The sequence below is a fragment of the Phycicoccus elongatus Lp2 genome (assembly GCF_000367525.1).
In the GTDB taxonomy this organism is placed as follows: Bacteria; Actinomycetota; Actinomycetes; order Actinomycetales; family Dermatophilaceae; genus Phycicoccus_A; species Phycicoccus_A elongatus.
In genome coordinates this window covers 1,490,658-1,516,383 of the sequence record NZ_HF570956.1, presented here as the reverse complement: position 1 = coordinate 1,516,383, position 25,726 = coordinate 1,490,658, and the positions used below count along the sequence as shown (strand labels likewise).

General features: G+C 69.6%; 26 protein-coding genes and 1 pseudogene. 15 read left to right on the top strand and 12 right to left on the bottom strand.

Features of this window, described 5'->3' with window-relative positions:
• The 4 genes from BN10_RS17295 to BN10_RS07135 all read right to left on the bottom strand — a co-directional run.
• Positions 1–318: hypothetical protein (locus BN10_RS17295; RefSeq protein ID WP_040751037.1), on the bottom strand; the 318-nt coding region annotated here is incomplete at its 3' end.
• 120 nt (positions 319–438) lie between these two features.
• The gene (locus BN10_RS07145; protein WP_010850547.1) at positions 439–2,073 is read right to left on the bottom strand and encodes an AMP-binding protein; all 1,635 of its coding nucleotides are present in this window, start codon (positions 2,071–2,073) and stop codon (positions 439–441) included.
• Between the two features lie 161 nt (positions 2,074–2,234).
• Positions 2,235–3,635, bottom strand: coding sequence for an FAD-binding oxidoreductase (locus tag BN10_RS07140; protein ID WP_010850546.1), 1,401 nt, complete (start codon positions 3,633–3,635; stop codon positions 2,235–2,237).
• A gap of 18 nt (positions 3,636–3,653) precedes the next feature.
• On the bottom strand, positions 3,654–5,087 hold the full coding sequence (locus BN10_RS07135) for a pyridoxal phosphate-dependent decarboxylase family protein (protein ID WP_010850545.1): 1,434 nt from the start codon (positions 5,085–5,087) through the stop codon (positions 3,654–3,656).
• Positions 5,088–5,343: 256 nt separating this feature from the next.
• Here BN10_RS07135 and BN10_RS07130 point away from each other — a divergent pair, with 256 nt between their 5' ends.
• The 6 genes from BN10_RS07130 (at position 5,344) to BN10_RS07105 (ending at position 9,585) form a co-directional block, all read left to right on the top strand.
• Positions 5,344–6,231, top strand: coding sequence for a universal stress protein (locus tag BN10_RS07130; protein ID WP_156917164.1), 888 nt, complete (start codon positions 5,344–5,346; stop codon positions 6,229–6,231).
• A gap of 128 nt (positions 6,232–6,359) precedes the next feature.
• Complete coding sequence (locus BN10_RS07125) at positions 6,360–6,860, top strand: hypothetical protein (RefSeq protein WP_010850543.1); 501 nt, start codon at positions 6,360–6,362, stop codon at positions 6,858–6,860.
• Between the two features lie 43 nt (positions 6,861–6,903).
• Complete coding sequence (locus BN10_RS07120; protein ID WP_010850542.1) at positions 6,904–7,230, top strand: putative quinol monooxygenase; 327 nt, start codon at positions 6,904–6,906, stop codon at positions 7,228–7,230.
• A gap of 351 nt (positions 7,231–7,581) precedes the next feature.
• Positions 7,582–8,814, top strand: a complete 1,233-nt coding sequence (locus BN10_RS07115; RefSeq protein WP_010850540.1) for a pyridoxal phosphate-dependent aminotransferase — start codon at positions 7,582–7,584, stop codon at positions 8,812–8,814.
• Positions 8,815–8,818: 4 nt separating this feature from the next.
• Positions 8,819–9,235, top strand: coding sequence for a fluoride efflux transporter FluC (locus tag BN10_RS07110; protein WP_010850539.1), 417 nt, complete (start codon positions 8,819–8,821; stop codon positions 9,233–9,235).
• The gene (locus BN10_RS07105; protein ID WP_010850538.1) at positions 9,232–9,585 is read left to right on the top strand and encodes a fluoride efflux transporter FluC; all 354 of its coding nucleotides are present in this window, start codon (positions 9,232–9,234) and stop codon (positions 9,583–9,585) included. Before BN10_RS07110 ends, BN10_RS07105 begins: the two co-directional genes overlap by 4 nt.
• Before the next feature lie 79 nt (positions 9,586–9,664).
• Here BN10_RS07105 and BN10_RS17970 read toward each other — a convergent pair whose 3' ends face one another.
• The 4 genes from BN10_RS17970 to BN10_RS07090 form a co-directional block, all read right to left on the bottom strand.
• Positions 9,665–9,796: a hypothetical protein gene (locus BN10_RS17970; RefSeq protein WP_267878869.1), complete on the bottom strand. Its 132-nt coding sequence runs from the start codon at positions 9,794–9,796 to the stop codon at positions 9,665–9,667.
• Positions 9,797–9,992: 196 nt separating this feature from the next.
• A complete protein-coding gene (locus BN10_RS07100; protein WP_010850536.1) occupies positions 9,993–11,216 on the bottom strand; it encodes an acyl-CoA dehydrogenase family protein in 1,224 nt (407 codons plus the stop codon).
• Positions 11,213–12,451 (bottom strand): acyl-CoA dehydrogenase family protein, encoded by a 1,239-nt coding sequence (locus BN10_RS07095; protein WP_233354283.1) that lies wholly within the window; start codon positions 12,449–12,451, stop codon positions 11,213–11,215. The genes BN10_RS07100 and BN10_RS07095 overlap by 4 nt, the downstream gene beginning before the upstream one ends.
• 442 nt (positions 12,452–12,893) lie before the next feature.
• Complete coding sequence (locus tag BN10_RS07090) at positions 12,894–14,732, bottom strand: phosphoenolpyruvate carboxykinase (GTP) (RefSeq protein WP_010850534.1); 1,839 nt, start codon at positions 14,730–14,732, stop codon at positions 12,894–12,896.
• Positions 14,733–15,276: 544 nt separating this feature from the next.
• Here BN10_RS07090 and BN10_RS07085 point away from each other — a divergent pair.
• Complete coding sequence (locus tag BN10_RS07085; RefSeq protein WP_010850533.1) at positions 15,277–17,100, top strand: phosphoenolpyruvate carboxykinase (GTP); 1,824 nt, start codon at positions 15,277–15,279, stop codon at positions 17,098–17,100.
• A gap of 229 nt (positions 17,101–17,329) precedes the next feature.
• Here BN10_RS07085 and BN10_RS07080 read toward each other — a convergent pair whose 3' ends face one another.
• Entirely contained in the window at positions 17,330–18,061 is a 732-nt protein-coding gene (locus tag BN10_RS07080; RefSeq protein WP_010850531.1) for a hypothetical protein, read from the bottom strand.
• Between the two features lie 143 nt (positions 18,062–18,204).
• Between BN10_RS07080 and BN10_RS15690 the strand changes: the two genes are divergently transcribed.
• The 3 genes from BN10_RS15690 (at position 18,205) to BN10_RS17290 (ending at position 21,170) form a co-directional block, all read left to right on the top strand.
• Entirely contained in the window at positions 18,205–20,166 is a 1,962-nt protein-coding gene (locus tag BN10_RS15690; protein WP_010850530.1) for a sensor histidine kinase, read from the top strand.
• Positions 20,154–20,801: a LuxR C-terminal-related transcriptional regulator gene (locus BN10_RS07070; RefSeq protein ID WP_010850529.1), complete on the top strand. Its 648-nt coding sequence runs from the start codon at positions 20,154–20,156 to the stop codon at positions 20,799–20,801. Before BN10_RS15690 ends, BN10_RS07070 begins: the two co-directional genes overlap by 13 nt.
• A 225-nt stretch (positions 20,802–21,026) precedes the next feature.
• On the top strand, positions 21,027–21,170 hold the full coding sequence (locus BN10_RS17290) for a hypothetical protein (protein WP_010850528.1): 144 nt from the start codon (positions 21,027–21,029) through the stop codon (positions 21,168–21,170).
• Positions 21,171–21,255: 85 nt separating this feature from the next.
• On the opposite strand, the gene BN10_RS07060 is transcribed toward BN10_RS17290, so the two are convergent.
• Both BN10_RS07060 and BN10_RS07055 read right to left on the bottom strand, forming a co-directional pair.
• Positions 21,256–21,897 carry a response regulator transcription factor gene (locus BN10_RS07060; RefSeq protein WP_010850527.1) on the bottom strand — a complete coding sequence of 214 codons (642 nt, stop codon included), beginning with the start codon at positions 21,895–21,897 and terminating at the stop codon, positions 21,256–21,258.
• Positions 21,894–22,229: a sensor histidine kinase gene (locus BN10_RS07055; protein WP_010850526.1), complete on the bottom strand. Its 336-nt coding sequence runs from the start codon at positions 22,227–22,229 to the stop codon at positions 21,894–21,896. Before BN10_RS07055 ends, BN10_RS07060 begins: the two co-directional genes overlap by 4 nt.
• On the opposite strand from BN10_RS07055, the gene BN10_RS07050 reads away from it, so the two are divergent.
• The 5 genes from BN10_RS07050 to BN10_RS07030 all read left to right on the top strand — a co-directional run bounded on the left by BN10_RS07050 (position 22,186) and on the right by BN10_RS07030 (position 25,528).
• The gene (locus tag BN10_RS07050) at positions 22,186–22,929 is read left to right on the top strand and encodes a cobalt-precorrin-6A reductase (protein ID WP_051369821.1); all 744 of its coding nucleotides are present in this window, start codon (positions 22,186–22,188) and stop codon (positions 22,927–22,929) included. The genes BN10_RS07055 and BN10_RS07050 overlap by 44 nt on opposite strands.
• Before the next feature lie 8 nt (positions 22,930–22,937).
• Complete coding sequence (locus BN10_RS07045) at positions 22,938–23,450, top strand: bifunctional adenosylcobinamide kinase/adenosylcobinamide-phosphate guanylyltransferase (RefSeq protein ID WP_233354280.1); 513 nt, start codon at positions 22,938–22,940, stop codon at positions 23,448–23,450.
• A gap of 225 nt (positions 23,451–23,675) precedes the next feature.
• On the top strand, positions 23,676–23,894 hold the full coding sequence (locus tag BN10_RS07040; RefSeq protein WP_010850522.1) for a CbtB domain-containing protein: 219 nt from the start codon (positions 23,676–23,678) through the stop codon (positions 23,892–23,894).
• 130 nt (positions 23,895–24,024) lie between these two features.
• Positions 24,025–24,813 carry a CbtA family protein gene (locus tag BN10_RS07035; RefSeq protein WP_010850521.1) on the top strand — a complete coding sequence of 263 codons (789 nt, stop codon included), beginning with the start codon at positions 24,025–24,027 and terminating at the stop codon, positions 24,811–24,813.
• Positions 24,791–25,528, top strand: coding sequence for a (2Fe-2S) ferredoxin domain-containing protein (locus tag BN10_RS07030; RefSeq protein ID WP_010850520.1), 738 nt, complete (start codon positions 24,791–24,793; stop codon positions 25,526–25,528). Before BN10_RS07035 ends, BN10_RS07030 begins: the two co-directional genes overlap by 23 nt.
• On the opposite strand, the pseudogene BN10_RS07025 reads toward BN10_RS07030, so the two are convergent.
• Positions 25,525–25,726: pseudogene (locus BN10_RS07025) on the bottom strand (cobalamin biosynthesis protein); the annotation flags it as partial. The gene BN10_RS07030 and the pseudogene BN10_RS07025 sit on opposite strands and share 4 nt — an antisense overlap.

Genomic DNA, 25,726 nt, shown 5'->3' with positions numbered 1-25,726 from the left:
GGCCGCGGCTGCCGCAGCGGCAGCTGCTCCCTTCGCGCGCCGTTCGGCCTCCGCAGCCTCCGCCTCCGCAGCGCGTTGGGCCTCGGCGGCTCGTTGCGCCTGGGCGTTCACCTCCGCATGGCGCTGCTCGGCCTGCTCGGCATAGGCGCGCTGCCCGGCGAGGGTCCCCTCGTGGCGCGCGGCCGCCTCCTGGCGCAGGGCGTGCGCCTCTTCCCGGGCGAGCTCGTCGCGGCGGGCATTCGAGCTGCGGATGAACCACCAGATGACCAGTGCCAAGAGGATCAGCAGGATGATCGGGAGCAGGTAGACGAGCTTCATGGGGCCACTCTCGCTAGGGACTGTCAGGACATGCGACCGTGCTGGGTCGAACCTACCCCGTGGGCGAGGTCCAATTGACCCGATCCGCCCCTGACCTGCACCGACGCGACAGCGGACGACTCAGCCCAGACCCAGTTCCTCCGTGCTCTGCTGGCGCATCTCGACCTTGCGCACCTTGCCGGTCACGGTCATCGGGAAGTCGTCGACGATCTTGACGTAGCGCGGGATCTTGTAGTGCGCCAACTTCCCGGTCGCGAACTCTCGCACCGCCCCCGCGTCCAGGGGCGGGGCGCCCTCCCGCATGCGGATCCAGGCGCAGAGTTCCTCGCCGTACTTCTCGTCCGGCACTCCGACGACCTGGGCGTCGAGGATGTCGGGGTGGGTGTAGAGGAACTCCTCGATCTCGCGCGGATAGACGTTCTCCCCGCCCCGGATGACCATGTCCTTGATCCGCCCGGTGATCTGCACATAGCCGTCGTCATCCATGACGCCGAGGTCACCGGTGCGCATCCACCCGTCGACGATGGCTTCGGCCGTCTTGTCGTCCTGCCCCCAGTAGCCGAGCATCACCGAGTAGCCCTTGGTCCAGAACTCCCCCGGTATGCCGCGGGGCACCGTCTCGAGGGTGATCGGGTCGACGATCCGGATCTCGACATGCGGGGCGACGCGGCCGACCGTGCCGACCTTGCGTTCGAAGGAGTCGTCCGTGCGCGTCTGGGTCGACACCGGTGAGGTCTCGGTCATGCCGTAGCAGATGGTCATCTCGTCGATGCCGGCCGCGATGAGCTTCTTCATCATCTCGGCGGGGCAGTTCGAGCCGGCCATGATCCCCGTGCGCACGCTCGACAGGTCGTAGGACGGGAAGTCAGTCATGCCCCATTCAGCGATGAACATGGTCGGCACGCCGTAGAGCGATGTGCACTGCTCGTCGGCCGTCGCCTTCAGTGTGAGCGCGGGGTCGAAGCCCGGGGCCGGGATGACCATGCAGGCCCCGTGCGAGGTGGCCGCGAGGTTGCCCATGACCATCCCGAAGCAGTGGTAGAAGGGCACGGGGATGCAGATCCGGTCCTCCTCGGTGTAGCGGCAGACCTCGCCGACGAGATAACCGTTGTTGAGGATGTTGCGGTGCGACAGCGTCGCGCCCTTGGGGAATCCGGTTGTGCCCGATGTGTATTGGATGTTGATCGGGTCGTTCTCGTCGAGGGTGGCAGCGACCTGCGCGAGCGCCTCGTCCGTGACCTCGTCGGCATGAGCGAGCAGGTCAGTCCATGAGGACTCGCCGATGACGAAGACCTCCTCGAGATCGGGGCACTCATGCCGGGCCGCCTCGGTCATCGCGACATAGTTGCTCGTCTTGAAACTCGGCGCGATGACGAGCATGCGAATTCCGGCCTGCCGCAACACATAACTGAGTTCATGAGTGCGATACGAGGGGTTGATGTTGACGAGGATGGCGCCGAGCTTGGCGGTCGCATACTGGGTGACCGTCCACTCCGCACAGTTGGGCGCCCAGATGCCGATGCGATCGCCCTTCGCCAGTCCGACGGCCATCAACGCCCGGGCGAGCCGGTCCACCTCGGCGCCGAATGCGGCATACGTCCACCGGATGCCCTGGGCGCGGTCGATCAGCGCCTCGCGGTCGCCGAAGCGCGCGATCGTCGCGTCCAGGTTGGCCGAGATGGTGCCCGTGAGCAGCGCCGGCGTGGTCTCGCCGATCGCGTGCGAGGCGGTGGTCTGGGGAACTGCAGTGGTCATCGTCGACCTTTCCGAGTGGGAGCTCCTCCATCCCACCCCCATCCGGACTCACTCGCAACCATGTCGGTATGCCGCGGGCTCACCTCGCACTGTCCGGCCTCCGTGCGCCCGCCGGACGGACCCCCACCGAAAACTCACAATTGTGCAGTTCTGGTGCGGTGTCAGATGGCGCAGGAGGGGTTGAGGATGCCCTGCGGGTCGAGGGCGTCCTTGATCGTGCGGGTGAGTTCCATGACGTCGGGCCCGAGCTGGGCGGCCAGGGAGCCGACCTTGGCCCGGCCGACCCCGTGCTCGCCGGTGATGGTGCCCCCGAGACCGATGGCAAGTTCCATGATCTCGCTGAAGGCGCGCTCGGCGCGCTCGCGAGCGGCCGGGTCGGTCGCGTCATAGATGAGGTTCGGGTGGGTGTTGCCGTCGCCGGCGTGAGCCACGACCGGGATGTCGGTGTCGTGTCGCCGCGCGATCTCGGCGATCCCGTCGATGAGGTCGGGCAACGCCGGGATCGGCACGCCGACGTCCTCGACGAGCAGGGCACCTCGACCCTCGCACGCCGGGAAGAAGGCGCGTCGGGCACCCAGGAAGGCCTCGCCCTCGTCGTGGTCGTCGGTCGCGAAGACCTCGGTGGCACCTGCCGACACACAGATCGCCTCGACGGCCTCGATCTCCTCGGTGCGGGCGGCTCCCGGCGAGTCGCACTGGACGACGAGAAGGCCACCGGCGGAGCGGTCCAGACCCATGCGCAGGTGGTCCTCGGTGATGTTGACGGCGCGCTGATCCATGAATTCGACGAGCGAGGGGCGCAGTTGTCGGCCCATCGCCACAACCGCCTCAGCCGCTGCCCGCGCCGTCGGGAAGGTCGCCACAAGCGTGGCCGCCGGTGGCGGAGAGGGCACCAGCCGAAGGGTGACCTTGGTGACGATCCCGAGAGTGCCCTCGGACCCGACGAAGAGTTTGATCAGGGACAGACCGGCAACATCCTTGATTCTCCTGCCGCCCAACGTGATCAGGCGCCCGTCGGCGAGCACGACGTCGAGGCCGAGGACGTAGTCGGTCGTCACGCCGTATTTCACGCAGCACAGGCCACCGGCGTTGGTCGCGATGTTGCCCCCGATCGAGCAGATCTCATAGGAACTCGGGTCCGGCGGATACCAGAGACCGTGCTCACGGGCGGCCTGCTTCACGGCGGCGTTGAGCGCGCCCGGCTCGACAACGGCCGTGCGCGTGGCCGGGTCGATCTCGATCCCTGCCATCCGGTCGAGGCTGATCGTGAGCCCGCCCTCGACGGCGTTGGAGCCGCCGGCCAAGCCCGTCCCCGCGCCTCGCGGCACGATGGGTATGCCGCGGCGCGCCGCCCAGCGCACCGCCGCTTGCACCTGCCCGGCGTCACGCGGGCGGACGACAGCGCACGGCATCCCGGCGCCGGGGAAGCGGGACCAATCCCAGCGATAGGCCTCCATCGCCGAGGGGTCGAGGACCACCTCCGCGGCGCCGACCTCGTCGACGAGAGCCGCGAGGTCAGCCTCGGTGAGGCCTGCACCGGGCTTGTCGGTCACGTCTGTCATCTGTTGCCTCCTGGTCCCTCAGTGTGCCGTGGGTCGGGACAGCCGGTCGAGGAAGGCGAGGAGCAGTGCCTCACGCAGCCGCGGCGGCGCCACGTCGAGCAGGGCGTTGACCGGCGCCATCCGCTCGGGCAGGTCGAGCGCTCCGTCACCGTCTGCGAGCCCGGCCAGTGCGAGCAGCCCATCGAAGTCGTTGTCGGACAAAGTCTCCGGATCGAGCGCCACAGCCGCGGCAGCCAGGCCCGAGTCCACCGAAACAGGCCCTGCCGCACGAGCCGCCTGCGTCGCTTCGGCCAGCGCCGCCAAGAACTCATCCACGGACTCGGCGGTCGCCGCAGAGAGGGTGAGGTGCAGGCTCGCCGGCGCCCCGGCATACGCCATCTGGGGTTGGACGTACCACCCCCGCGACAGCATCTCGTCGGCGATCGTGAAGACGTCGCACGAGTCGTCCGTCGTGAGGGTCACGAGAGTGGAGTCGGGCGCCACCAGCAACCGCAAACCGGGTATGCCGGGTGCTCGCCTCGCGATCTCGAGCGCGGCACCGCGGGCGCGCACCGCCAAGGCGCCGTAGCCCTCGACACCGATCCATTGGCCCACGGCCCACGCTGCCGCCAGGGGTCCGCCCGACTTCGTCGACTGCATGCTCGAGTTGAGCATCGTGTAGCCGGGCCAGTCGGCCGAGGCGAAGAAGTGACCCTTGCGCAGCGACGAATCACGATGCAGGAGAAGGGAAACCCCCTTCGGGGTGTAGGCATACTTGTGCAGGTCGATGCTGATGCTCGTCACGCCGGGCACAGCGAAGGTCCACGGCGGGACGTCGTCGAGGAAGGGCAGGACCCAGCCGCCGATGCAGGCGTCGACATGGCATCGGAGCCCGCGATCGGCGGCAATCGCCGCGATCTCCGGGATCGGGTCGATCACGCCGTGGGCGTAGGACGGTGCGGACCCGACGATGAGCACGGTGTCCTCGCGGATGGCGTCCGCCATGGCCCCGGCATCCGCGCGAAAGGTCACGGGGTCGACGTCGATCATGATCACCTCGACGCCGAAGTAGTGAGCAGCCTTGTGAAAGGCAGCGTGGGCCGTCGTCGGGATGACCATGCTGGCATCCCCTACTCGACGTCCGGAGCCGTCACGCGCCGCCAGGACCGCGAGGAGGACCGACTCGGTCCCACCCGAGGTGGCCGATCCGACCACCGAATCCGGCGCTCGGAGCACCGAAGAGGCCACACCGACCAGATCGTTCTCCATCGCGAGCAGCGAGGGAAAAGCCGTCGGGTCCAGCCCATTGGAGCCAGCAAACATCGAGAGGGCCTCCAGCCCGATGGCGTCGGCCTCGGCCAGCCCGGAGTCATAGACGTAGGCCAGCGTGCGGCCTCCGTGCGAGGGCAGGTCTCGTGCCTGGAGAGCCCGCAGTGCGTCTCGAATCTGCTCGACCGACCTGCTCGCCCTCATGCACGCGACCCTAGCCGTCGCCCTCGTCCCTCCGTTTGCGTTCCGCGCGACGCGCCCCGCACCGCCCGAGAGTGTGCGGACAACAGCCTGTCGAGTGGGCCGGTGATCGCACCGGGACAGGCGTTCCTTGAACGGCGCCCAGAAAGGACGTTGCTGCATGTGGCGAATCGGTGACGAGGTGGCTCTCACTCGCTCCCCCATTCGGGCCACCCGGCATACTGTGTGGACAGGCTTGGTAGGCGGCGAGGGAGCGACCATGACCGAGGAAAACCTGAACACTCCAGCGTCCCCTGTGATCGTCGGGATCGACGGGAGTGAGCGTGACGCCACCTGCATCGCCTGGGGCGCGGGGGCTGCGATGCGGACCGGGCGGCCCATGGTGCTCGTCCATGCCCTCAACCTCACCGCGGAGTTGGTGGCCCCGGACCTCATCGGTGGTTCGGTGCCGGCCATGGACGGCGGGACGGACACCCTCCTCCAGGCCGCCCTCGCGGGCACCCGTGCGCGGTTCCCCGACGTGCAGGTCACGGGCACGTCGCCGACCGGCAGCTCGGACCGTGAACTCATCGCCGCCTCGGAGGGCGCCCACCTGCTCGTCGTGGGGTCTCGGCGTGTGGCGGGCTTCGAGCGCCTCATCCTCGGCCGCTCGGCTCTCGCGGTCGCCATGCATGCCCACTGCCCGGTCGTCATCCTCCCCGAGGGTTCGCGCACCGATGCCGAAGGGCCGGTCGTCGTCGGGGTCGACGGCAGCCCTGCCTCGCAGAACGCGCTCGATCGGGCCTTCTGGATCGCCCACCTGCGCGACACCTCGGTGCGGATCGTCACGACCTGGAATGTCGAGGTCGTCGACGGGATGGTCGTGACCACGCCCGGCACCGACGCCTGGCGCTCCGTCGAGAACCGCTACCGCTCAGTCGTCGAGAAGCAACTCTCGCTCGTCCCCCGGGACTGGAGCGACATCCCCCATGAGGTCGCGGTCGTCCGCGGCTCACCGGCCAAGGTGCTCACCGAGGAGAGCGCACGCTCCAGCCTGCTCGTCGTCGGCAGCCGGGGCCGCGGTGGCTTCCGAGGGATGCTGCTCGGCTCGGTGACGCACAAGGTCCTCGAGACCGCCACCTGCCCGGTCATGGTGGTCCGTCACTGAGCGGACCGTTCGCCCGTCGGCGCCGCGACACGTTCACTGGGCGCATCGCCGGCCTGGGAAGCACGAGCGGCACCCGTGTCGTCATCGGCCGCTGGGACACCTCGCCGATCGGCCAGTTCGCCGACGCCATGGTCGAGCACGCCGATGGCCATCGGCTCCTCTTCGCCCCCACCGAGGTCGTGGCCGACTATGTCAGCACGACCTACACCTTCGACGAAATTCGCGTGGAGCCCGTCACGGTGGCCGGGTCACACCGCTGGGTGGTCGACTCGTCGTCCTTGCGCGTCGAGTTCACTCTTGGCGCGCGTATGCCGCTGGGTCGGCTCCTGCACGCCACTCCCCGAGCACTCTCCACCCGGCCGGCCGTCACCCTGCTCACCGACCCGGTCGCACGGATCCTGATGCGTGGCGTGCGGACCCGAGGAACCGCCGGTGGCCACCGTCGCGAGTACTACGCCGCCACCGACCTCCACGCGATCACCAGCCTGAGCGGCTCCATCGACGGCGTCGATCTCGGGGGCTTGGCACCGGTCGACCCACCGTGCCGCTTCGGGTTCTCGTCGACACCGCGCCGGCCCGCGGTCACGTCCGTGACGACGACGATCCTGGTTCAGCCTCGATCGAACTAAGATCAAGCGCAACCACATTGCCCCCGAGTCCCGGAGACTTTCCATGATCCTGATCGTCGTCAAGTGGCACGTGAAGCCCGAGTTTCGCGACACCTTCCTCGACCAGGTCGCCGACTTCACCGCGGCCACCCGGGCCGAACCCGGGAACCTCTGGTTCGACTGGAGCCGGTCCGTCGACAACCCGGACGAGTTCATCCTCGTCGAGGCCTTCGAGGAGGGCGATGCCCCGGCAGAGCACGTCAACTCGGCACACTTCAAGAAGGCCCAACTGGAGATCCCGCCCTTGCTCTCCCGCACGCCGGACATCATCAACGTCCAGGTCAATGGCAACGAGTGGAGCGCCCTTGGCGAGATGGCGGTCAAGGACTGACGTCGCCTTGGTCAGGCTGGCCGTCCGGGGAGCAGCACCGGTTCGGAGCGCGAAACAACCGCCTCTCTTCCGCAGCGCCGCATATCGGCGCTCCGGCAAGGCCGAACGTCGCGCACCCGACCAGCAGATTGGCCAATGCCACTGGATCGTCCGGCGCCTGCCCTCGCTGCGTCAGGAACGCCGGATCCGACGCGTCACCTGAGGGTCCAGACAGACCGGGCTCACCCGAGGTGCGGAAGTCCTCGAGGGCATCCTTGGCGAAAATATGCGCAACGGCACTGCAGACGCTGGAAGGTGACGCACCACGAAACCCGGGGGCGCACGGCATACCCGGCCTGAAACAATCCCCTCATGAAGCCGATCGTCCAGAGCCGCAAGCTGCACAAGGTCCGTTACGACGTGCGGGGGCCAATCCTCGTCGAGGCCCAGCGGCTCGAGGCAGAGGGCCACAAGATCCTCAAGCTCAACATCGGCAACACGGCACCTTTCGGCTTCGAGGCGCCCGAGGCGATCGTCGCCGACATGGTGCACAACCTGCCCGACGCCCAGGGCTACTCCGACAGCCGCGGCATCTACTCCGCCCGCACCGCGGTCGCGCAGTACTACCAGTCCCGCGGCCTGCGCGACACCAAGAACGAGGACGTCTTCATCGGCAACGGCGTCTCCGAACTCATCTCGATGGTGCTCACCGCCTTCATCGACGATGGCAACGAGATCCTCGTGCCCGCGCCCGACTACCCGCTGTGGACCGGCGCCGTCACCCTCGCCGGCGGCACCCCGGTCCACTACAAGTGCGACGAGTCCAACGGCTGGAACCCGGACCTCGAGGACATCGAGTCCAAGATCACCCCGAACACCCACGCGCTCGTCGTCATCAACCCCAACAACCCGACCGGAGCGGTCTACAGCGAGGACATCCTCAAGGGCCTGGTCGACATCGCGCGCCGCCACGATCTCGTCCTCATGGCCGACGAGATCTACGAGAAGATCCTCTACCAGGACGCCGACGGCACCATGCCGGTCATGCATCACGTCGCGAGCTTCGCCGGCGACGACGTCCTGACCCTCACCTTCTCCGGTCTGTCCAAGGCCTATCGGGTCTGTGGCTACCGCGCCGGCTGGGTCATGATCAGCGGCCCGAAGCACATGGCGAACGACTTCCTCGAGGGCCTCACGCTGCTCTCCAACATGCGGATGTGCGCGAATGTCCCTGCGCAACACGCGATCCAGACCGCCCTCGGCGGCTACCAGTCGATCAACGAACTCATCGTCCCCGGCGGTCGTTTCTACGAGCAGATCAAGCTCGCCTCCCGCCTGCTCAACGACATCCCCGGCGTCTCCTGCGTCGAGCCGCGCGGCGCGCTCTACTGCTTCCCGCGCCTCGATCCCGACGTCTACCCCATCGACGACGACCAGGAGTTCGTCATCGACCTGCTGCGCGCCAAGAAGATCCTCGTCACGCACGGCACCGGCTTCAACTGGTTCGCGCCCGACCACTTCCGGCTCGTCACCCTCCCCGACACCGAGGTCCTCACCGAGGCGATCGGCCGCATCGCCGACTTCCTCGAGACCAAGCGCGCCTGACTCCATGGCCGCGCCGGACCCCCGCACGGTGGCGGTCGTCGCCGCCGGTGGGGTCGTCGGCTCCCTCGGACGGTATGCCGCGGGGCTGGCTCTCCCCCACGCCCCCGGCACGTTTCCGTGGGCAACCTTCCTGGTCAATGTGTCGGGGTCCCTCGCGATGGGACTGCTCGTGGCCTGGCTGGTCACCCATCCGGGGGCACACCGCCTGGCGCGACCCTTCGTCGGGGTCGGTGTCCTCGGTGGCTGGACGACCTTCTCGACGCTCGCCGTCGACACCGTCCGACTCGGCGACGGCCACGAGCAGTTGGCCCTCCTCTATGTCGCGGCAACCTTCGTCGTCGGCATCCTGGCCGTCGGCCTGGGCAGCCTCATCGGTCGCCGCACCTGGCCGGACATCTCCGGCGCACAGGAGGATCCGTGACGACGGCTCTCCTCGTCGCCCTCGGCGCCGCCGTCGGTGCCGCCGGACGACACCTGACCAATCACTGGCTGCGTGAGCGTTTCGGCGCCACCCCGGCCGGCGGCACGCTCGCCGTCAACCTGCTCGGCTCCTTCGTGCTCGGCGTGCTCGCGGGCGCGGCGGCCGACGGGGGCTGGCTGGCCCTGCTCGGCATCGGCTTCTGCGGTGCCTACACGACGTTCTCGACCCTTGCCCTCGAGTTGTGGTCGGCCTTCGAGGACGGCCGGCGCCGGGAGGTCGTCGCCAACGCAGCGCTCAGCCTCGCGCTCGGTCTCCCCGCGGCATACCTGGGGATCTGGCTCGCCTCCTGAACGCCGGCGTCCGCGGTTTCCGTCGCTGTGGCAACGAAAAACCGCGGACGTCCGGGTGGAGCGGGTGGAGCGGGAGCTGTCAGCGGCTCACGGCGTTCAACGCGTTGACGATGCCGTCACCGTAGAAGCTGTTGAACTGCGTTGTCCCCGAGCAGGTCGCGGTGTATGCCGCTGAACGACCTTCCTGGGTGTAGCTCTGGATCCCACCCACTGGTAGTAGCCGCAGGTGTCGCCCGAGCAGTCCTTCTGCACGCCGGCGGCCGCGCCGGATGCGGTGATCTCGCCGGCCTCGTCGACCTGACCCGCCTCCTGGAGGACGTGCAAGGGTGCTGCCGAGAGGATCAGGTTGCCGTTGGTGCGGTAGGTCGGGGTGCCGAAGCGGATTTTTCCGTGCGCGCCGCACCCGGCTACTTCAGTTGACTGCTCGACAGACCGAGCAGCCGCCGCGCGACGACGAGCAACTGGATCTGCTGGGTCCCCTCGAAGATGTCGAGGATCTTGGCGTCCCGGGCCCATTTCTCGAGAAGTTCTCGCTCGCCGTAGCCGGTGGCTCCACACAGCTCGACGCAGGCCAGCGCGACCTCGACACACGTCCGGCCCGCCTTCGCCTTGGCCATCGAGGCCTCCATGGAGTTGGGGGTGCCGTTGTCGGCGAGGTATGCCGCGCGCAGGGTGAGCAGTCTGGCCGCGGCGTAGTCCGCCTCCATCTGGATCAGGTGGGCTGCCGGGGCCGACTGGGTGTGCGCCGGCCGATCCCAGTCGATCTCGACGCCCTCGGCGGCCAGCAGCTCACGCGTGGTGTCGAGGCAGGCTCTGGTCAGGCCCAGCGCCATCGCCGCGACGAGCGGTCGGGTGTTGTCGAAGGTCTGCATCGCGCCGGCGAAGCCGCCTGCGGCGGTCCGGACCTCCGCGTCGCCGAGCAGGTCCTCGGCAGGCACCCGGCAGTCCTCGAGCACGAATGCGGCCGTGTCCGAGGACCGAATGCCGAGTTTGTGCTCGAGCCGCACCAGTCGCAGGCCCGGGTTGGACCGCTCGACGACAAAGGACTTGATCGCCTGCTTGCCCAGGTTTCGGTCCAGCGTCGCCCACACGACGACCAACTCGGCGCGCTCGCCCGCCGTGACGAAGATCTTTTCGCCGTTGAGCACGTAATGGTCACCGTCCCGGACGGCGGTCGTGCGGATGGCGCCGGAGTCGGAACCGGTATCGGGCTCGGTGATCGCCATCGCCGCCCAGCGGCCGGCATACCGCCGCTTCTGTTCGTCATTGGCGACCGCGGCGATCGCCGCGTTGCCCAGCCCTTGGCGCGGGATCGAGAGGGTGAGGCCGACGTCGCCGCGGGCGGTCTCGAGGATCGAGAGCACCGAGGACAGGTTGGCGCCGTTGCGCACGCCGGGGGTCGCCGAGGGGTTTGGCGTCTCCGCCTTGGCGGAGCCGGTCGCGCCCGCTCCGCGAGCTGACCCTGAACGGCCCAAACCGTCGATGAGCGCCGCCATGACGTCGAGCTCGGCGGGATAGGTGTGCTCTGCCAGGTCGTACTTGCGCGAGATCGGCCAGAAGACCTCCTCGGCCATGCCGCGGGCCTGGGTGAGCAGTGGGCGGAACTTGCGAGGGATCTCGAGGTCGATCAAGCGAGGACCACTCCCTCGATCATCCCTGCCCCACGCAGGTCCCGATACCACCGCTCGTTGTCGAACTCCTTGACGAAGCCGTGGCCACCCAGGAGTTGCACCCCGTCCGAGCCGATACGGGGGGCGTGAACGCTGGTCAGGGTGCGCGCGTGGGCGACGGCCTCGCGCGCATCCTGGCCTGCGTCGAGCAGCGCGGCGGCCCGCCAGGTGGCCAACCGCATGGCGTCGAGGTCGATGGCGATGTTGGCGACCATGAAGGCAACCGACTGGCGGTGGGCAACCGGTTCGCCGAAGGCGTGGCGTTCGGTGACATAGCCGCTCACCTGGTCGAGGACTGCTCGGACGGTGCCGACGGCGAGCGCGGACCACGCCACGCGGGATCGACGCAGGGCGTCGAGGTGGTCGTCGGCGCTGCCCAGCAGGTTGGCGGCGGGAACGCGGGCGTCGGTGAGGACGAGTCGGCCGGTGGCCGCGGCGCGCACTCCCATGGCGGGCTCGTCCTCGATGGTCAGGCCGGGGGTGTTCGCCTCGACGATGAGCAGGCGTGCCGCCTCCTCATGGGTCACCGAGATGACGAAGAGTTCGGCCTCGGCAACCCGGGCGACGAGAGCCTTGGTGCCGGTGACGACGAGCTCGTCGCCCTCGCGCGTGGCGTTGGTGCGGGGTGTGGTGGCGTCGAAGAGCGGCTGGGGTTCCTGCGTCGCCAGCGCCGCGACCATCGGCTGCTCCGCGGTCAGGTGCGGAAGGTAGGTGGCCTGCTGAGCGGGAGTGCCATAGAGGGAGAGGGCGGTGGCGACCGAGGCCGTCCCCATGAGGGCGACGGCCAGGCCCAGGTCGCCGTGGGCCAGTTCCTCCAGGACGAGCGCGGCGGTCACTGCGGTCCCCGACTCGGCGATTCCGTCCAGGGTCGTCGGCACGCCGACGAGGTGGAGTCCCATCGCGGCCCCGGCTGAGGCCACTTCGGGTGGTATGCGGCGGGCGCTGTCTGCCGCGCTGGCGGCGGGTCGCAGGACATCTGTGGCCAGCTCCTTGGCCGCATCGCGCAGCATGGCCTGGTCGTCGGTCGGGGTGAGATCGAAAACGCCGTGATCCTCGGTCGGGTGCGGCCGAACGGGCCGCACGGACCCTGTTCTCTTGGCAAAGGCGCGCCCGACGGCCTGCTGCGCCTCGACGCCGCGATGCGCGCCACTGCCGAGCCATCGCCCGAACTGCGCTCGCCGCCGCTTGTCAGCCAAGAATGGATGTCCACCGAGGCGGCCGAGGGCTCGCACGGCGGAGCGCTGGATTTGGGTCGAGACGGACACGAGGGGCCTTCCACTGCTTAACCGCAGCCCGCTGCCACTGGTCGTTGACAAGTTTCCGATACCGACAGTACCGGTCAGATGGCGGGCTCGGGAGGACCTGGAGTGCCCTTCCGCACGTCTGCAGTTGCGCCACATCTGTGCGCATGTTGCATGCGCCCTGAGGGGAGCCATGCGACATGCGCCACCACCGGAGCCATGTAACTTGCGCCGGGAGGGGAGCCATGTAACTTGCGCCGTCATGTGGTGCAACTGCAGACGCTCCGGCACCCCCTTCGGGGGCAGGTCACCTCGGGTCGTCGGGTGCGCACCGGCCCGAAGTACGGCCGCGCGCCGGGGGGTCACCCGGCGCGCGGCATAGGAGTGAAACGAAGGCTCAGGCCTGGTCGAGCGCCTCGGCGACCCGACGATGGGCGACCCAGATCTCCTCGGGGAGGTTGGGGAACTGCTCGAGGTGCTCCTGACGGTGGCCCATCTCCTCGCGCCAGCGCTCGATGTCGATGTCGAGGATCCGGTCGAGGTCGGCCTGCGGAAGGTCCAGACCCTCCATGCCGAGTTCGTCCTCGGTCGGGATGACGCCGACCGCGGTCTGGCGGCCGGTGACCTCGCCGTCCTTGAACTGGCACAGCCAGAGCAGGGCACGCAGGTTCTCGCGGTAGCCCGGCCACAGGAAGTGACCGTCCCCGGCATCGCGCTGGAACCAGTTGACGTGCGCGAAGATCGGCTGGTGTTTGGCGGCACCGACGATGTCGAGCCAGTGCTGGGCGTAGGGCCCCTCGGCATACGACATGAAGGGCCGCATGGACATCGGGTCGTAGCGCAGCTTGCCCTCGACGCCTTCGGCGGCAAAGGTCGCCTCCGCGCCGAGGGTGAGCCCGTCGTAGACACCCTCGGCGAGGTCGGTGATCGCGCGGACCAGCGGCTCACGGTCGCGGGTGCGCCCACCGAAGATGATCGCGTCGATCCGCACACCCTTGGGGTCGTTGTAGTCGGCCGCGACATTGGGGACATTGGCGAGGCTGGTCGTGAATCGGCTGTTCGGGTGCGCCCACGGGTCGCCCGCTTCGTCAGGACTGCGGTCGGCGATCCGCTCACCCTTCCAGTCGATCCAGCCGGCGGTGTCGGCAGGGCGCTCCGGCGTCTTGCCCTCCCACCAGACCTCATGCGTCTGGTCGTTGTAGGCGACATTGGTGAAGAGCGCCTGGCTGCCGGGCGCGATGGAGTCCAGGGCGGTCGGATTGGTCTTCTCGTTGGTGTCCTTGGCGACACCGAAGACGCCGTTCTCCGGGTTGAGACCCATGAGCTCGCCACTGTCGGGGTCGACCCAGAGCCACGCGATGTCATCGCCGTAGAAGGACACGTGGTAGCGGTCACCGAGAGCATCTGGGGCCAGCGTCATGGCGAGGTTGGTCTTGCCCGAGGCGCTCGGGAAGCCGCCGCAGACGTGCCATTGCTTGCCGGTCTCCTTGTCCTTGATGCCGAGCAGCATGAACTGCTCGGACAGGAACTCCCGTGAGCGCCAGCCGTCATAGGCCGCCTGCCGCAGGCCGTGAGCGATCTTCCCGAGCAGCGCGTTGCCGCCATAGGAGGAGCCGAAGTGCAGGATCGTGCGCTCGTCGGCAACGGTCACGAAGTACCGCTTGTCCTCCGGGGTGCCCTGACCGAGGTTGGGCAGGTCACCGGTCACGTGCACGGCGCGCACGAAGTGGTCGGGCTCGGCCAGGTTGTTGATCAGGTCGATGCCGACCCGGGCCATCCGGATCATGTGGAGGCAAACGGTGCGGTTGTCGGTGATCTCGACACCCGCGGCGTACTTCTCCGACGGCGAGCCGGGAGGAGCCATGAGATAGGGGATGACGTACATCGTCTTGCCGGCGAAGGCGCCCTTCATGTGACCCTCGACGATCGGCCGGATCTCGTCGGAGTGGCGCCAGTTGTTGTAGACGCCCTTGTCCTCCTCGCGGGAGGTCGCGACGATGGTGCGCTCCTCGGAGCGTGCCGTGTCCTTGCTGTAGCTGCGCGAATAGTAGAGACCCTCACCCGCCGGCTGGATCTCGCCAGCCGCAAGGGCCTCCTCGATCAGGCGGGAGTCGTCGGCCGCGCTGACGACCTCGATCCGGTCCGGCTGCAGGTGCTCGGCCCAGTGCTTGACGTAATCGCGCACCGCCTCGTTGCTCAGTCCAGCGTCGTCCAGCACCTTGTCCACGTCGACCATCGGTGTCGTCCCTTCATTGGCGGCAGTCGTGCCATTTCACCAGATGGACGAGTGTCCATGGACCGGTCCATGCCATCCGTTCCGAGACGTTCGCCGCCCGCTGGACGGCACCATCGGCAGGGGACACACCCTTGTCGGCACCGCAGGACGTGGTGAATAGCCCTGTGCCACACCCCAATTGCCGGTATGCCGCGGGGCTGGCCCCGCGGCATACCAAGGGCCCGGGCGCGGTGAGACGGCACGAGCGCGTGACCGGAACGGCGGCAGGCGTGCCCCGGATGTGAGGCAATCCACAGTGCGCAAGCGCTTCCACCTTTGCGTCCCACCTGTGCCTCGTGGACCTTGTGGCACAACGATTTCCGCGTCGCGTGATGCTCGGGAAGTGCTGCCGGGAACAGTGACCCCCGGCGTGGCGAACGGCCAACAGGAGTAGCGTGAGGCACGTCAAAGAGCTCGGTCCACGAGGCCTCGCAGGACGCCTCGACCGGGGCGAGTGGGGCACATCGAGGCGCCCATGCGCGGGCGCAGGAGGACCAGTTCAACCATGACCATCATGACCGCCGCCACCACCCACGCGGGCCTTCAGGCCTGGGTGGACGAGGTCGCCGCCCTCACCACGCCCGACCAGGTCGTCTGGTCCGATGGCTCCGACGAGGAGTGGCAGCGCCTCACCCAGGAACTCGTCGAATCCGGCACCTTCGTCAAACTGGACGAGGACAAGAAGCCGAACTCGTTCTGGGCCGCGTCCGACCCCTCCGACGTCGCGCGCGTCGAGGACCGCACCTTCATCTGCTCGGCGGAGCCGGAGGGCGCAGGCTTCACGAACAACTGGAAGGCCCCGGCCGAGATGAAGGCCATCATGACCGACCTCTACCGGGGGTGCATGACGGGCCGGACGATGTACGTCATCCCGTTCGTCATGGGACACCTCAACGCGGACACCCCCATGTACGGCGTCGAGATCACCGACTCGGCCTATGTCGTGGTCTCGATGAAGATCATGGCCCGCATCGGCACCGAGGTGCTGCGGGCGATGGAGGCCACCGACGCCGGCTTCGTCAAGGGCCTGCACTCGGTCGGCTTCCCCCTCCCCGAGGGCACCGCCGACGTGAAGTGGCCGTGCAGCGACACCAAATACATCGCGCACTTCCCCGAGACCCGCGAGATCTGGTCCTACGGTTCCGGCTACGGCGGCAACGCCCTGCTCGGCAAGAAGTGCTACGCCCTGCGCATCGCGTCGGCCATGGCCCGCGACGAGGGCTGGATGGCCGAGCACATGCTCATCCTCAAGCTGACCTCCCCCGAGGGTCGGACGCACTACATCGCCGGGGCCTTCCCGAGCGCATGCGGGAAGACCAACCTCGCGATGATCGATCCGACCCTCGAGGGATGGTCTGCCGAGATGGTCGGTGATGACATCGCCTGGATGCGTTTCGGCAAGGACGGCCGGCTGTATGCCGTGAACCCGGAGTTCGGGCTCTTCGGCGTCGCCCCCGGCACCGGCGACCACACCAACCCCAATGCCATGCGCACGGTGGAGAAGGGCAACTCGATCTTCACCAACGTCGCGCTCACCGACGACGGTGACGTCTGGTGGGAGGGCATGACCGAGCAGCCGCCGGCGCACCTGACCGACTGGAAGGGCCGGGACTGGACGCCCGACAACGGTGAGCTCTCCTCGCACCCGAACTCGCGCTTCTGCACCCCAGCCAAGCAGTGCCCGATGATGGCCGAGGAGTACGACGAGCCGAACGGCGTGCCGATCGACGCGATCCTCTTCGGTGGTCGCCGCAAGACGACGGTGCCGCTGGTCTACGAAACCCGCGACTGGAACCACGGCGTCTTCGTGGGCGCGACCCTCTCCTCTGAGACCACAGCTGCGGCCGTCGGTCAGGTCGGTGTCGTGCGACGCGACCCGATGGCGATGCTGCCCTTCATCGGCTACAACGCCGCCGACTACGTCGGGCACTGGCTCGAAATCGGCAAGCAGGCCGATGCGTCCAAGTTGCCCAAGATCTACCAGGTCAACTGGTTCCGTCGCGACGTCAACGAGGACGGCACGGCCGGCAAGTTCCTGTGGCCCGGCTTCGGCGACAACGCTCGCGTCCTCAAGTGGGTCATCGAGCGCCTCGACGGCACCGGCGAGGGCGTCGACACACCGGTCGGCGTCGTGCCAGCGCCCGGCGCACTGGACGTGTCCGGCCTCGACATGACGGATGAGGACATTGCCAAGGCGCTCGCGGTCAACGCGGACGAGTGGGCAGTGGAGCTCGGGCTCATCGAGGAGTGGCTCGCCAAGTTCGGCGAGAGCCTCCCGACCCAGATGCAGGACGAGTTGGCCACCCTCAAGGCGAACCTCGGTCAGTGAGCGGCGAGGGCTGAGCCCCGCGGCATACCGAAGGCCCCCCACCATGCTGGTGGGGGGTCTTCGTCTCTGTCTCAACACAGAACTGGTGGTCAGAGGACCGAGCGGCCCCGAAGGGATTCGAGCCCCCCGCCTTCTGATCCGTGCGCCCACTCCGGCCCTGAAACGCCCCGGCGCGCATCGTTACGGAATCGAGACTGCGAATGAGTTTTGGGGCCCAAGCGAGGGCTCCTCACCGTGCTTGCGGCTGGAGGTCCCATTCCTCGTCCGCCGTCCGGAGGACGGCGCCGGCGACGAGCGCGTAGCCGACGGTGGTGGCGCCCCAGCCGAGGACGACGTCCAGCAGACGGTTCGGGACGACGACGGCAGAGACGACGTGTACGGGCTGGGCCACGGCGATGATGAGCCCGACCCACCAGGGGACGACCTTGGCCCTGACGACGGCGATGGCGACGAGCACCATGCCGACGAGGTGGCCGATGACGAAGGACAGCGCGCCCGCGAGCATCGGGGGGTGATCCATGAGTAGGGCTGCGCTCCCGGCCACCGAGGCCTGGTCGTCGCCGCGGCCAAGGAGCGCGGAGGTCAGGACGTCGGGGGCGCTGACGGCGCTGCCGAGGGCATAGGCGCCGAAGAGGACGGCTGTCCCCCAGGACGCGATGACGGGGGCACGGCGTCGGGCGACAAACCCCATCGCGAGCGCGCTGAGAAGGAGGAACGGGGTGGTGACCAGGGAGAGCCAGTTCATCAGCGCCCCGGCTCCCGGGTCGGCAGCGAACCCAGCGACCATCTCGGCGGGGGTGTCGTCGGTCCAGTAGGGCATCACGGCACGGATGGCGGTGACGCCCAGGGGCCCAAGGACGAGGGCGGCTGCGGCGAGCCACCGCCAGGTGCGGCGCAGGTCGCGCGGCGCGGTGTCGGGTGAGGTCTCGGTGTGGGTCGGGGTGTGACGGGTCGTGGTCACGGGAGGCTCCTGTGGAGTGGTCTGGTTGGGACTTCCACGGTGGGGTCGGGGGAACCGGCTCGTCGTCGGCGGGCGGTAGTACCGGACCTGCCGTCCGTGCCAGTACGGATGACGTCAGCTCGAGGGCCGTTCTAGCCTGAGACATGCCGTGGCCGCGACGCGTCACCCACCTGCTGTGGGCGGTCTCTGTCGTGCTGGTGGTGCTGACCGTCGTTGCGGTGCGCGACCTCGGCGATCCGGCCGGCGCCTGGATCGTCGGGGGTACCGTGCTCGCGTCGGGTGTCCCGTTCGCGGCAGGCTTCCTGGCAGTCCGGCACGACCCCCGCAACTGGGTGGGCCCGTGGCTCACCGCTGCCGGAGCGAACATCCTGCTGCAGATGGCCCACGGCAACTGGGCCGACGCCTTGGCCGCACCGCCGAGCGACCTCGCGGCCAGTGCGGAGCTCCTCAACCTCACCCAGGGCATCTGGATGGGTTGGTTCCTGCCGTTCGCGATGGTGCTGCTGCTCTTCCCCGACGGCCGCCCGAACGATGCGTGGGCTCGGCGGACGGCGATCGCCCTTCCCCTCTCGGTGGTCGCGTTCAACCTCTTCCTCGCGGTGGCGCCTGGGCCGCTGATGCCCCCGCTGGACGACTGGCCGCGCCCGTTCGGGGAGCACTGGGTCGGCTACGGCGCCATCCCCGCGCTGGTGGTGTTCTACGCCTGCCTGGTCCTTGCGGCGTTGGCGACCCGTCGTCGCTACCGGGCCGCGGCCGACGAGCTGGAACGAGCGCGGCTGCGGTGGATGTTCGTCGCCTGCCTGACGGTTCCGGCGACGATCCTGTTGTGCTGGGCGGGTTACCTGCTCACCGGGACACCCATCGTCGCCCTCGGTGGGCTGATCGCGATGAACATCACGATCCCGGCCGCCACCTTGGTGGCGATGCTGCGCCATGACCTCTACGACGTCGACCGCGCGGTGGTGGCGGCGGCCGTCTACCCCGTGCTGGCGTTCCTCGTCGTGGCCGGTCACGCCACCGTGTCGTCCGCGGTCGCCCTGGCCGTGGGAGCGGACTCCACCGCACCGGCGGTGCTGGCGACTGTCGTCGTCGTCGTTCTGCTCCTGCCCGCGCGAGCCGTACTGCTGCGCTTCCTGGGGAGGCGGCTGCACCCGCGGCGCGCCCGGGGCGTCGCGGCCGTCCAGGCGCTGGTCACCGACGTCCATGACGGCTCCAGGGAACCGGAAGAGCTCGAGTCCGTGTTGCGCGAGGCCATGCGCGACCCGGCGCTGCGCGTGGGCTACCGGTGGCCGGGTTCGGCCGACTTCGTGGACGTGGCGGGGGACGCCGTTTCTGGAACGGGTGTCCCGATCCGCCTCAAGGGCAACGAGATCGGTCTGATCGTGGCAAGTCCGGGCCGGGCACCTGTTCCCGAGGAGGTGGCGCGCGAAGCTGCTCTTGTCGCCGAGTCGACCCGGCTGCGCGGCGAGCTGGGACACGCCTTGGGCGAGGTCGAGGCGAGCCGACAACGGCTGCTGCGTGCCGGGTACGAGGAGCGGCGACGGCTCGAGATGGACCTGCACGACGGCGCCCAGCAGCGTCTGGTGTCCCTCGGCATGAGGTTGCGCGTCGCCCAGCGTCGCGTCGCCGCAGGCGGGTCGGTCGAGCTCGACGGCCTCGTCGACTCCGCCGTCGATGAGATCGCCACCGCCGTGGCCGAGCTGCGCCAGATCGCCCACGGCCTGCGGCCCAGCAGCCTCAACGACGGGCTGGCCCCCGCGCTCGAGAACCTCACACGGAGCAGCGCCCTCCCCCTGCGCCTGACCTTCGATGCCGACGAGCTTCCCGAGCACGTCAGCGTCACCGCCTACTACGTCGCGAGCGAGGGCGTGGCCAACGCCGTCAAGCATTCGGGCGCGCGGGAGGTCGAGGTCGCCGTGCGACGCGACCGCGGCAACGTCCTCGTGGCCGTCCGCGACGACGGTTCCGGCGGAGCACGCATCACCCCCGGCTCGGGTCTGTCCATGCTCTGCGACCGGGTCCACGCCCTCGGCGGGCGCCTCTCCCTGCACAGCCCACCACTGGGCGGCACCGTCATGACCGCGGAGATCCCGTGCGGGTCGTGATCGGCGAGGACTCCGCCCTCTTCCGCGCCGGCCTACGGGCCCTGCTCACCGAGGTCGGGCACGACGTCGTCGCCGATGCCGGTGACGCACCCTCCGCGCTCGCGGCAGTCCTGGACCACCGCCCGGACGTCGCCGTGCTCGACATCCGGATGCCCCCGGACCACGCCGACGACGGCGCCCGGGTCGCGGCCGAGGTCCGAGAGGCCCTGCCCGACACAGCCGTGCTGTTGCTCTCCCAGCACGTCGAGTCCCGGCTCCCGGTCCACCTCGTCGCCGGCGGACGGTTCGGCTACCTCCTCAAGGACCGCGTCCTGGACGTCGACGAGTTCATCGCCGCCCTCGACCGCGTCGCCGCCGGGGGATCAGCACTGGACCCCGAGGTCGTCGCCCGTCTCATGGTCGGGAACAGGTCCGCCCTTCAGGAGCTCACCCCACGCGAGAGAGAGGTGCTCGGGCTCATGGCCGAAGGCCTCAGCAACGCCGGTGTGGCCCATCGCCTCGTCCTCACCGAGCGCACGGTGGAGACCCACGTCAGCCGTATCCTCACCAAGCTCGGGCTGGCCGAGTCGGCCAACACCGACCATCGCCGCGTCCTCGCCGTGCTGCGCTACCTCGAGAGCCACCGAAGCCGATGAGGGACGCACCCCATCCGGGCGACGGCCCACGACAGGTGCTCGCGTGAGACTGGTCCCGGTCGACGCGGCCAACCGGGGGGCCGTGGCCGCCTGACCGTCGCCCCGGAGCAGTCTGTGGGCCATCGACGAGGAGGATGCGAGCTGCTGGCTCGGCGGCATCATCATCGACGCCCGGCACCAAGGGCGCGGCTCGGGAGGTCCGCCGTCACCGCCGCGCTCGACCTCTTGGCCGACCGAGCGACCGGCGGTGGGTTCGCCCTCTCGTACGGGCCCGACAACCATCGGGCCGCGGCCCTCTACCGCGGCGTGGGGTTCGTCGAGACGGGCGAGCAGGTCGACGGGGAGCTCGTCGCGCGCCTGTGTCGGTGAGCCTCGCCGGTCGCCAACGACCAAGCCCGCAGCACGCCGACGTGGACAACCACAGGCAGTGCGCGAGCGGGGCACACCTCAGTGCTCACTCTCCGCCCATTCCGGACTCGCGTGCCTTGACGATCGCCGAAGCCCGATCGGACACGTGGAGCTTCGTGAAGACATTGGACACGTGGTTGCGCACCGTCTTCAGGTTGATCCCCAGCTCGTGGGCGATCGCCGCGTTCCCCTTCCCGTTGGCGATGAGCGAGAGCACCTCACGCTCGCGCTGGGTCAGGGACGGGAACGTCGCCCGCGGGTGCTCGCCGCCCTGGGCGAAGTGGAGGAGGACGCGGTCGGCGATCGCGGGGCCGAAGATCGCCTCACCGGCAGCCGCTGCACGAACCGCTCGCTCGATCTCGTCCTGATCCGCCCCTTTGAGGACGTAGCCGCGGGCGCCGGCCCTCATCGCAGCGAAGACGGACGCATCGTCCTCGAACATTGTCAGCACCACCACCGAGAGCGAGCTGTGCAGACGCTTCAGCCGGCGGGTGCTCTCGATCCCGTCCAGGCCGGGCATCCGCAGGTCCATCAGCACGACGTCCGGCGTGGCCTGTGCAGCCAGCTCGACCGCCTCCTCACCTGATGCCGCCTGGGCGACGACCTCGATGTCGTCGACGTCCGAGAGCATGAGCTCCAGCCCGCGACGGAAGGCAGGGTGGTCGTCGACGATCAGCAGCCGGATCATGCCCTCTCGCCCCCCTCGGCCAGATGACCCGGTGACGGCCGGTGAGGAAGGACGGCGTGGACCGACAGCCCGGTCCCCGGGGCCCCGTTCGTCAGCGTGCACGACCCCCCGAGCTCGGCGGCTCGCTCGCGCATCGACTCCCACCCCATCCCCGAGCGCACCGTCGACGCGGCGCCTCGACCGTTGTCGGTGACCGTGATCGCGAACTCGTCGCCCGTGATGGTGATGTCGACCTCACACCGGGTGGCGCTCGCGTGGCGGGCCACGTTGGTCATCGCCTCCGCTGCGATGCGGAAGGCGGCGGTCTCGACCGCCGCAGGGAGGTCGGGCATCGCGGTCGGCCCCCTCACCTCGAACCTCGTCGACCTCGGCCACCACGTCACGACGTCCTTGGCAGGGCGCGTGCGAGAACCACGCCTCCCCGTGGGCGAGGTCCGCATCGGAGGGTTCGGAGGAGCGGCCGGACTGCGTTCGGCCGCAGCGGAGTTCGACACTGTGGTCGATGCCACGCATCCCTTCGCCGCGGGCATCTCGGCCAACGCGGCCGCCGCCTGCACCGACGTGCCCCTGGTTCGACTGGAGCGTCCGTCGTGGGTTCCGCGGGACCGGTGGCGCCTCGTCGACACCCATGCCGAGGCCGCTGCGGCGACCGCTTCCCTGGGGGCGCGTCCCTTCCTCACCGTCGGCCGCCAGTCCCTGCCCGAGTTCGTCGGTCCCCTGCGTGGGCACGCCGTCCTGGCTCGGGTCGTCGATCCTCCCGACATGGCGGTCCCGGGGACCTGGCTCGTCGTCAACGACCGTGGGCCGTACGACGTCGACGGTGAGCTGGCCCTGATGACGGGGCACCGCGTCGACGTCCTCGTGACCAAGGACTCGGGTGGGGCCCACACGAGCCCGAAGCTCGACGCCGCCGAGCGGCTCGGTCTGCCCGTGGTCGTGGTCCGTCGTCCGGCCCCACCACGCGGCGTCGAGGTTGTCACGACCGTCGACGAGATCGTGGCCCGGATCGAGCAGCTGGCGGTGTCGGTGTGAAGGTGCTCGTGACGGGTGGCGTCCGCTCGGGGAAGTCGCGCCACGCCGAGTCCCTGTTCGCCGACGCGGGTCCCGTCACCTACGTCGCACCCGGTCCGACTCCGGAGGAGGACCCCGACCCGGACTGGGCAGCGCGCATCGCGGCCCACCGCTCGCGCCGCCCCGCGTCGTGGACCACCCTCGAGACCCGCGACCTCGCGATGGCGTTGACGACCGACGGGCCGGTGCTCGTCGACTGCCTGGGGACGTGGCTGACCGCCGTGCTCGACGAGCAGGGCCTCTGGGAGGCACCGTCGAGCGACGTCCTGCGCGCCGTCGAGGCACTCGCCGCGGACGGTGCGGCCCTCCTGGCCGCCCGCGACGACGTCGTCCTCGTGACGAACGAGGTTGGCCTGGGGGTCGTCCCGTCCCACCGGTCGGGTCGGCTGTTCCGGGACCTGCTCGGCACGGTCAACCAGCGGCTCGGGGCAGCCTGCGACGAGGTCCACCTCGTCATCGCGGGTCGGGTCGTCAGGCTGTGACCCCACGGCCGATGCCGGCCGACCGGAGCGCGTGAGACGGGCCCTGCCGGGCCCGCCCGATGTCTGCTAGAGTGCGCGAGACGCAGGTACGAGGAAGCCGGTGGGAGTCCGGCGCAGTCGCGCTACTGTGACATCGCGCCACGAAAGTGGTTGCGGTGGAGCCAGACCCGAGTGCCTGTCGATAACCCATCGACCCGGGGACGCACGTATCCCCGAGGAGGACACATGTCGCAGTCCGTTGCACTGCCAGCCGTCGGCACCCCCGAGATCCCCTCGATCCCGCTCCGTGAGCTCGCCCCCTGGGCGCTCCTCTTCGGGCTCCTCGCGCTCCTGGTGCTCTTCTTCGTCAGCGCCGACCAGGGTGCCATCTCCATCCCCGCGGGCAACGCGGTCCACGAGTTCGTCCACGACGGTCGCCACCTGCTCGGCTACCCCTGCCACTGACGCCACCGTCGCGGGCCCCGGCCCGCATCGCGCCGCCCGGCTGACGTCGGTGCCGCGCTCCCTCGATCTCTGACGCGACGCGCGTCGTCCCCTCGACGACGCCTCGCCTGCCCGAACGGACCGACCTGTCATGACCGCACGCGCCATCCTCCTCCGAGGCCTCCTCGCCGGGCTCATCGCCGGCATCGCCACCTTCGCCGTCGCCTACACGGTCGGTGAGCCCCACGTCGAGCGCGCGATCTCGCTCGAGGAGGCCGCCGCCACTGCCGCGGAGGCACCCGCCCCCGCCGAGGACGACGGCCACTCGCACTCACACGACGAGGAGGGCACGGAGGTCTCCCGCTCGACCCAGAGCACGGTCGGCCTCCTCACCGGCACCCTGACCGTCTCGGTCGCCATCGGCGGGGTCGTCTCCCTCATCGCGGCGGCGGTCGCCGGGCGTCTCGGGAGGATCGGTCTCGGCGGCAGCACGGCCCTCGTCGCGGCCGTCGGGTTCGTCGGGTTCGCCCTCGTCCCGTTCCTCAAGTACCCCTCGACCCCTCCGGCGGTCGGGAACGGCGAGACGATCGGGACGCGGACGGCGCTGTACTTCGGGTTCCTCCTCGTCTCGGTCGTCGCGGCGGTCGCCGCCGTCCTGGTCGCGAACCGTCTGGCCGCCACCCGCGGCGCGTACACGGCCGTGGTCGTCGGGCTCGTCGGCTACGTCGTGGTCGTCGTCGTGGCCGGGCTCGCCTTCCCCACCGTCAACGAGGTCGGCGACTTCCCGGCCGACACGCTGTGGTTCTTCCGTCGCGCCTCCCTGTTCACGCTGACGACGATGTGGGCCGTCATCGGCATCGTCCTCACCGGACTGCTGCTGCGCCTCCAGACGCAGCAGGCGGCGCCGGCAGCGACCCGTGAGCTCCAGCCGGCCCACTGAGGTCGACGACCCGACGGTGACCGGTTCGGTCCGCCAGCCCGCCACGCTGGTCGTGGGGATGTCGATCGCGGACGTCGTGCGCCGCGATGAGCTGCTCTCCGCGGCCGCGGAGCTGGACGCGTCCCTGGCCTTCCTCCAGCAAGGTGACCCTTCGGTCGACGCCGAGCTGACCCGGCTCGCGGACGACGGAGTGGCCGTCGTCCGCGTCGTCGGGGTCGACCTCGGCCCCGTCGCGCCGGCCCACTCCTGGCTGCGGCGCATCGTCGCCCACTGGTGGCGAGCACGCACGGGGCCTCGACCCGAGGTCCACGTCGCGACCCGCCTGGCCCGTTCGCTCACCGACCCGGCCACCGTGCTCGAGGAGACCCGCCCGATCACCGGGACCGAGCCCGGGCTGACCTCCGACGCCTGGGAGCGTGTGCCCGGGTACCGGCACCAGGTGCTGGTCTGTCGTGGACCCCGGTGCACCGCCCAGGGGGCGGTCGACTCCTGGCGGGCTCTCGTGCTTGCGATGATGGAGCGCGGTCTCGGTGACGACGACGCCCTCATCGTCCAGACCGGTTGCCAGTTCCCGTGCAACCAGGCTCCCGTCTTCACGGTGCAGCCGGACGACGTCTGGTACGGCCACGTCGACCCACCCACGGCGACCCGCATCGTCGAGGAGCACCTCGTCGGTGGTCGGCCCCTCGCGGACCACCGAGCCCCGCGCCGCTAGCCCCGTCGTCGGGTGAGGACGGCGGCAGCCGTCGCGGTGACGGCCGCGGCCCCGAGGCCGACGCGCCGGGCCAGGTGGATGGCACGCACGACGTCACCGGCCTGCACGGGCCGCCCGTCCCCGAGCACGGCCCGCTCCTCGACCCGCTCGCCATAGCGGTTGATGCCACCCAACCTCACGCCCAACGAGCCGGCGAAC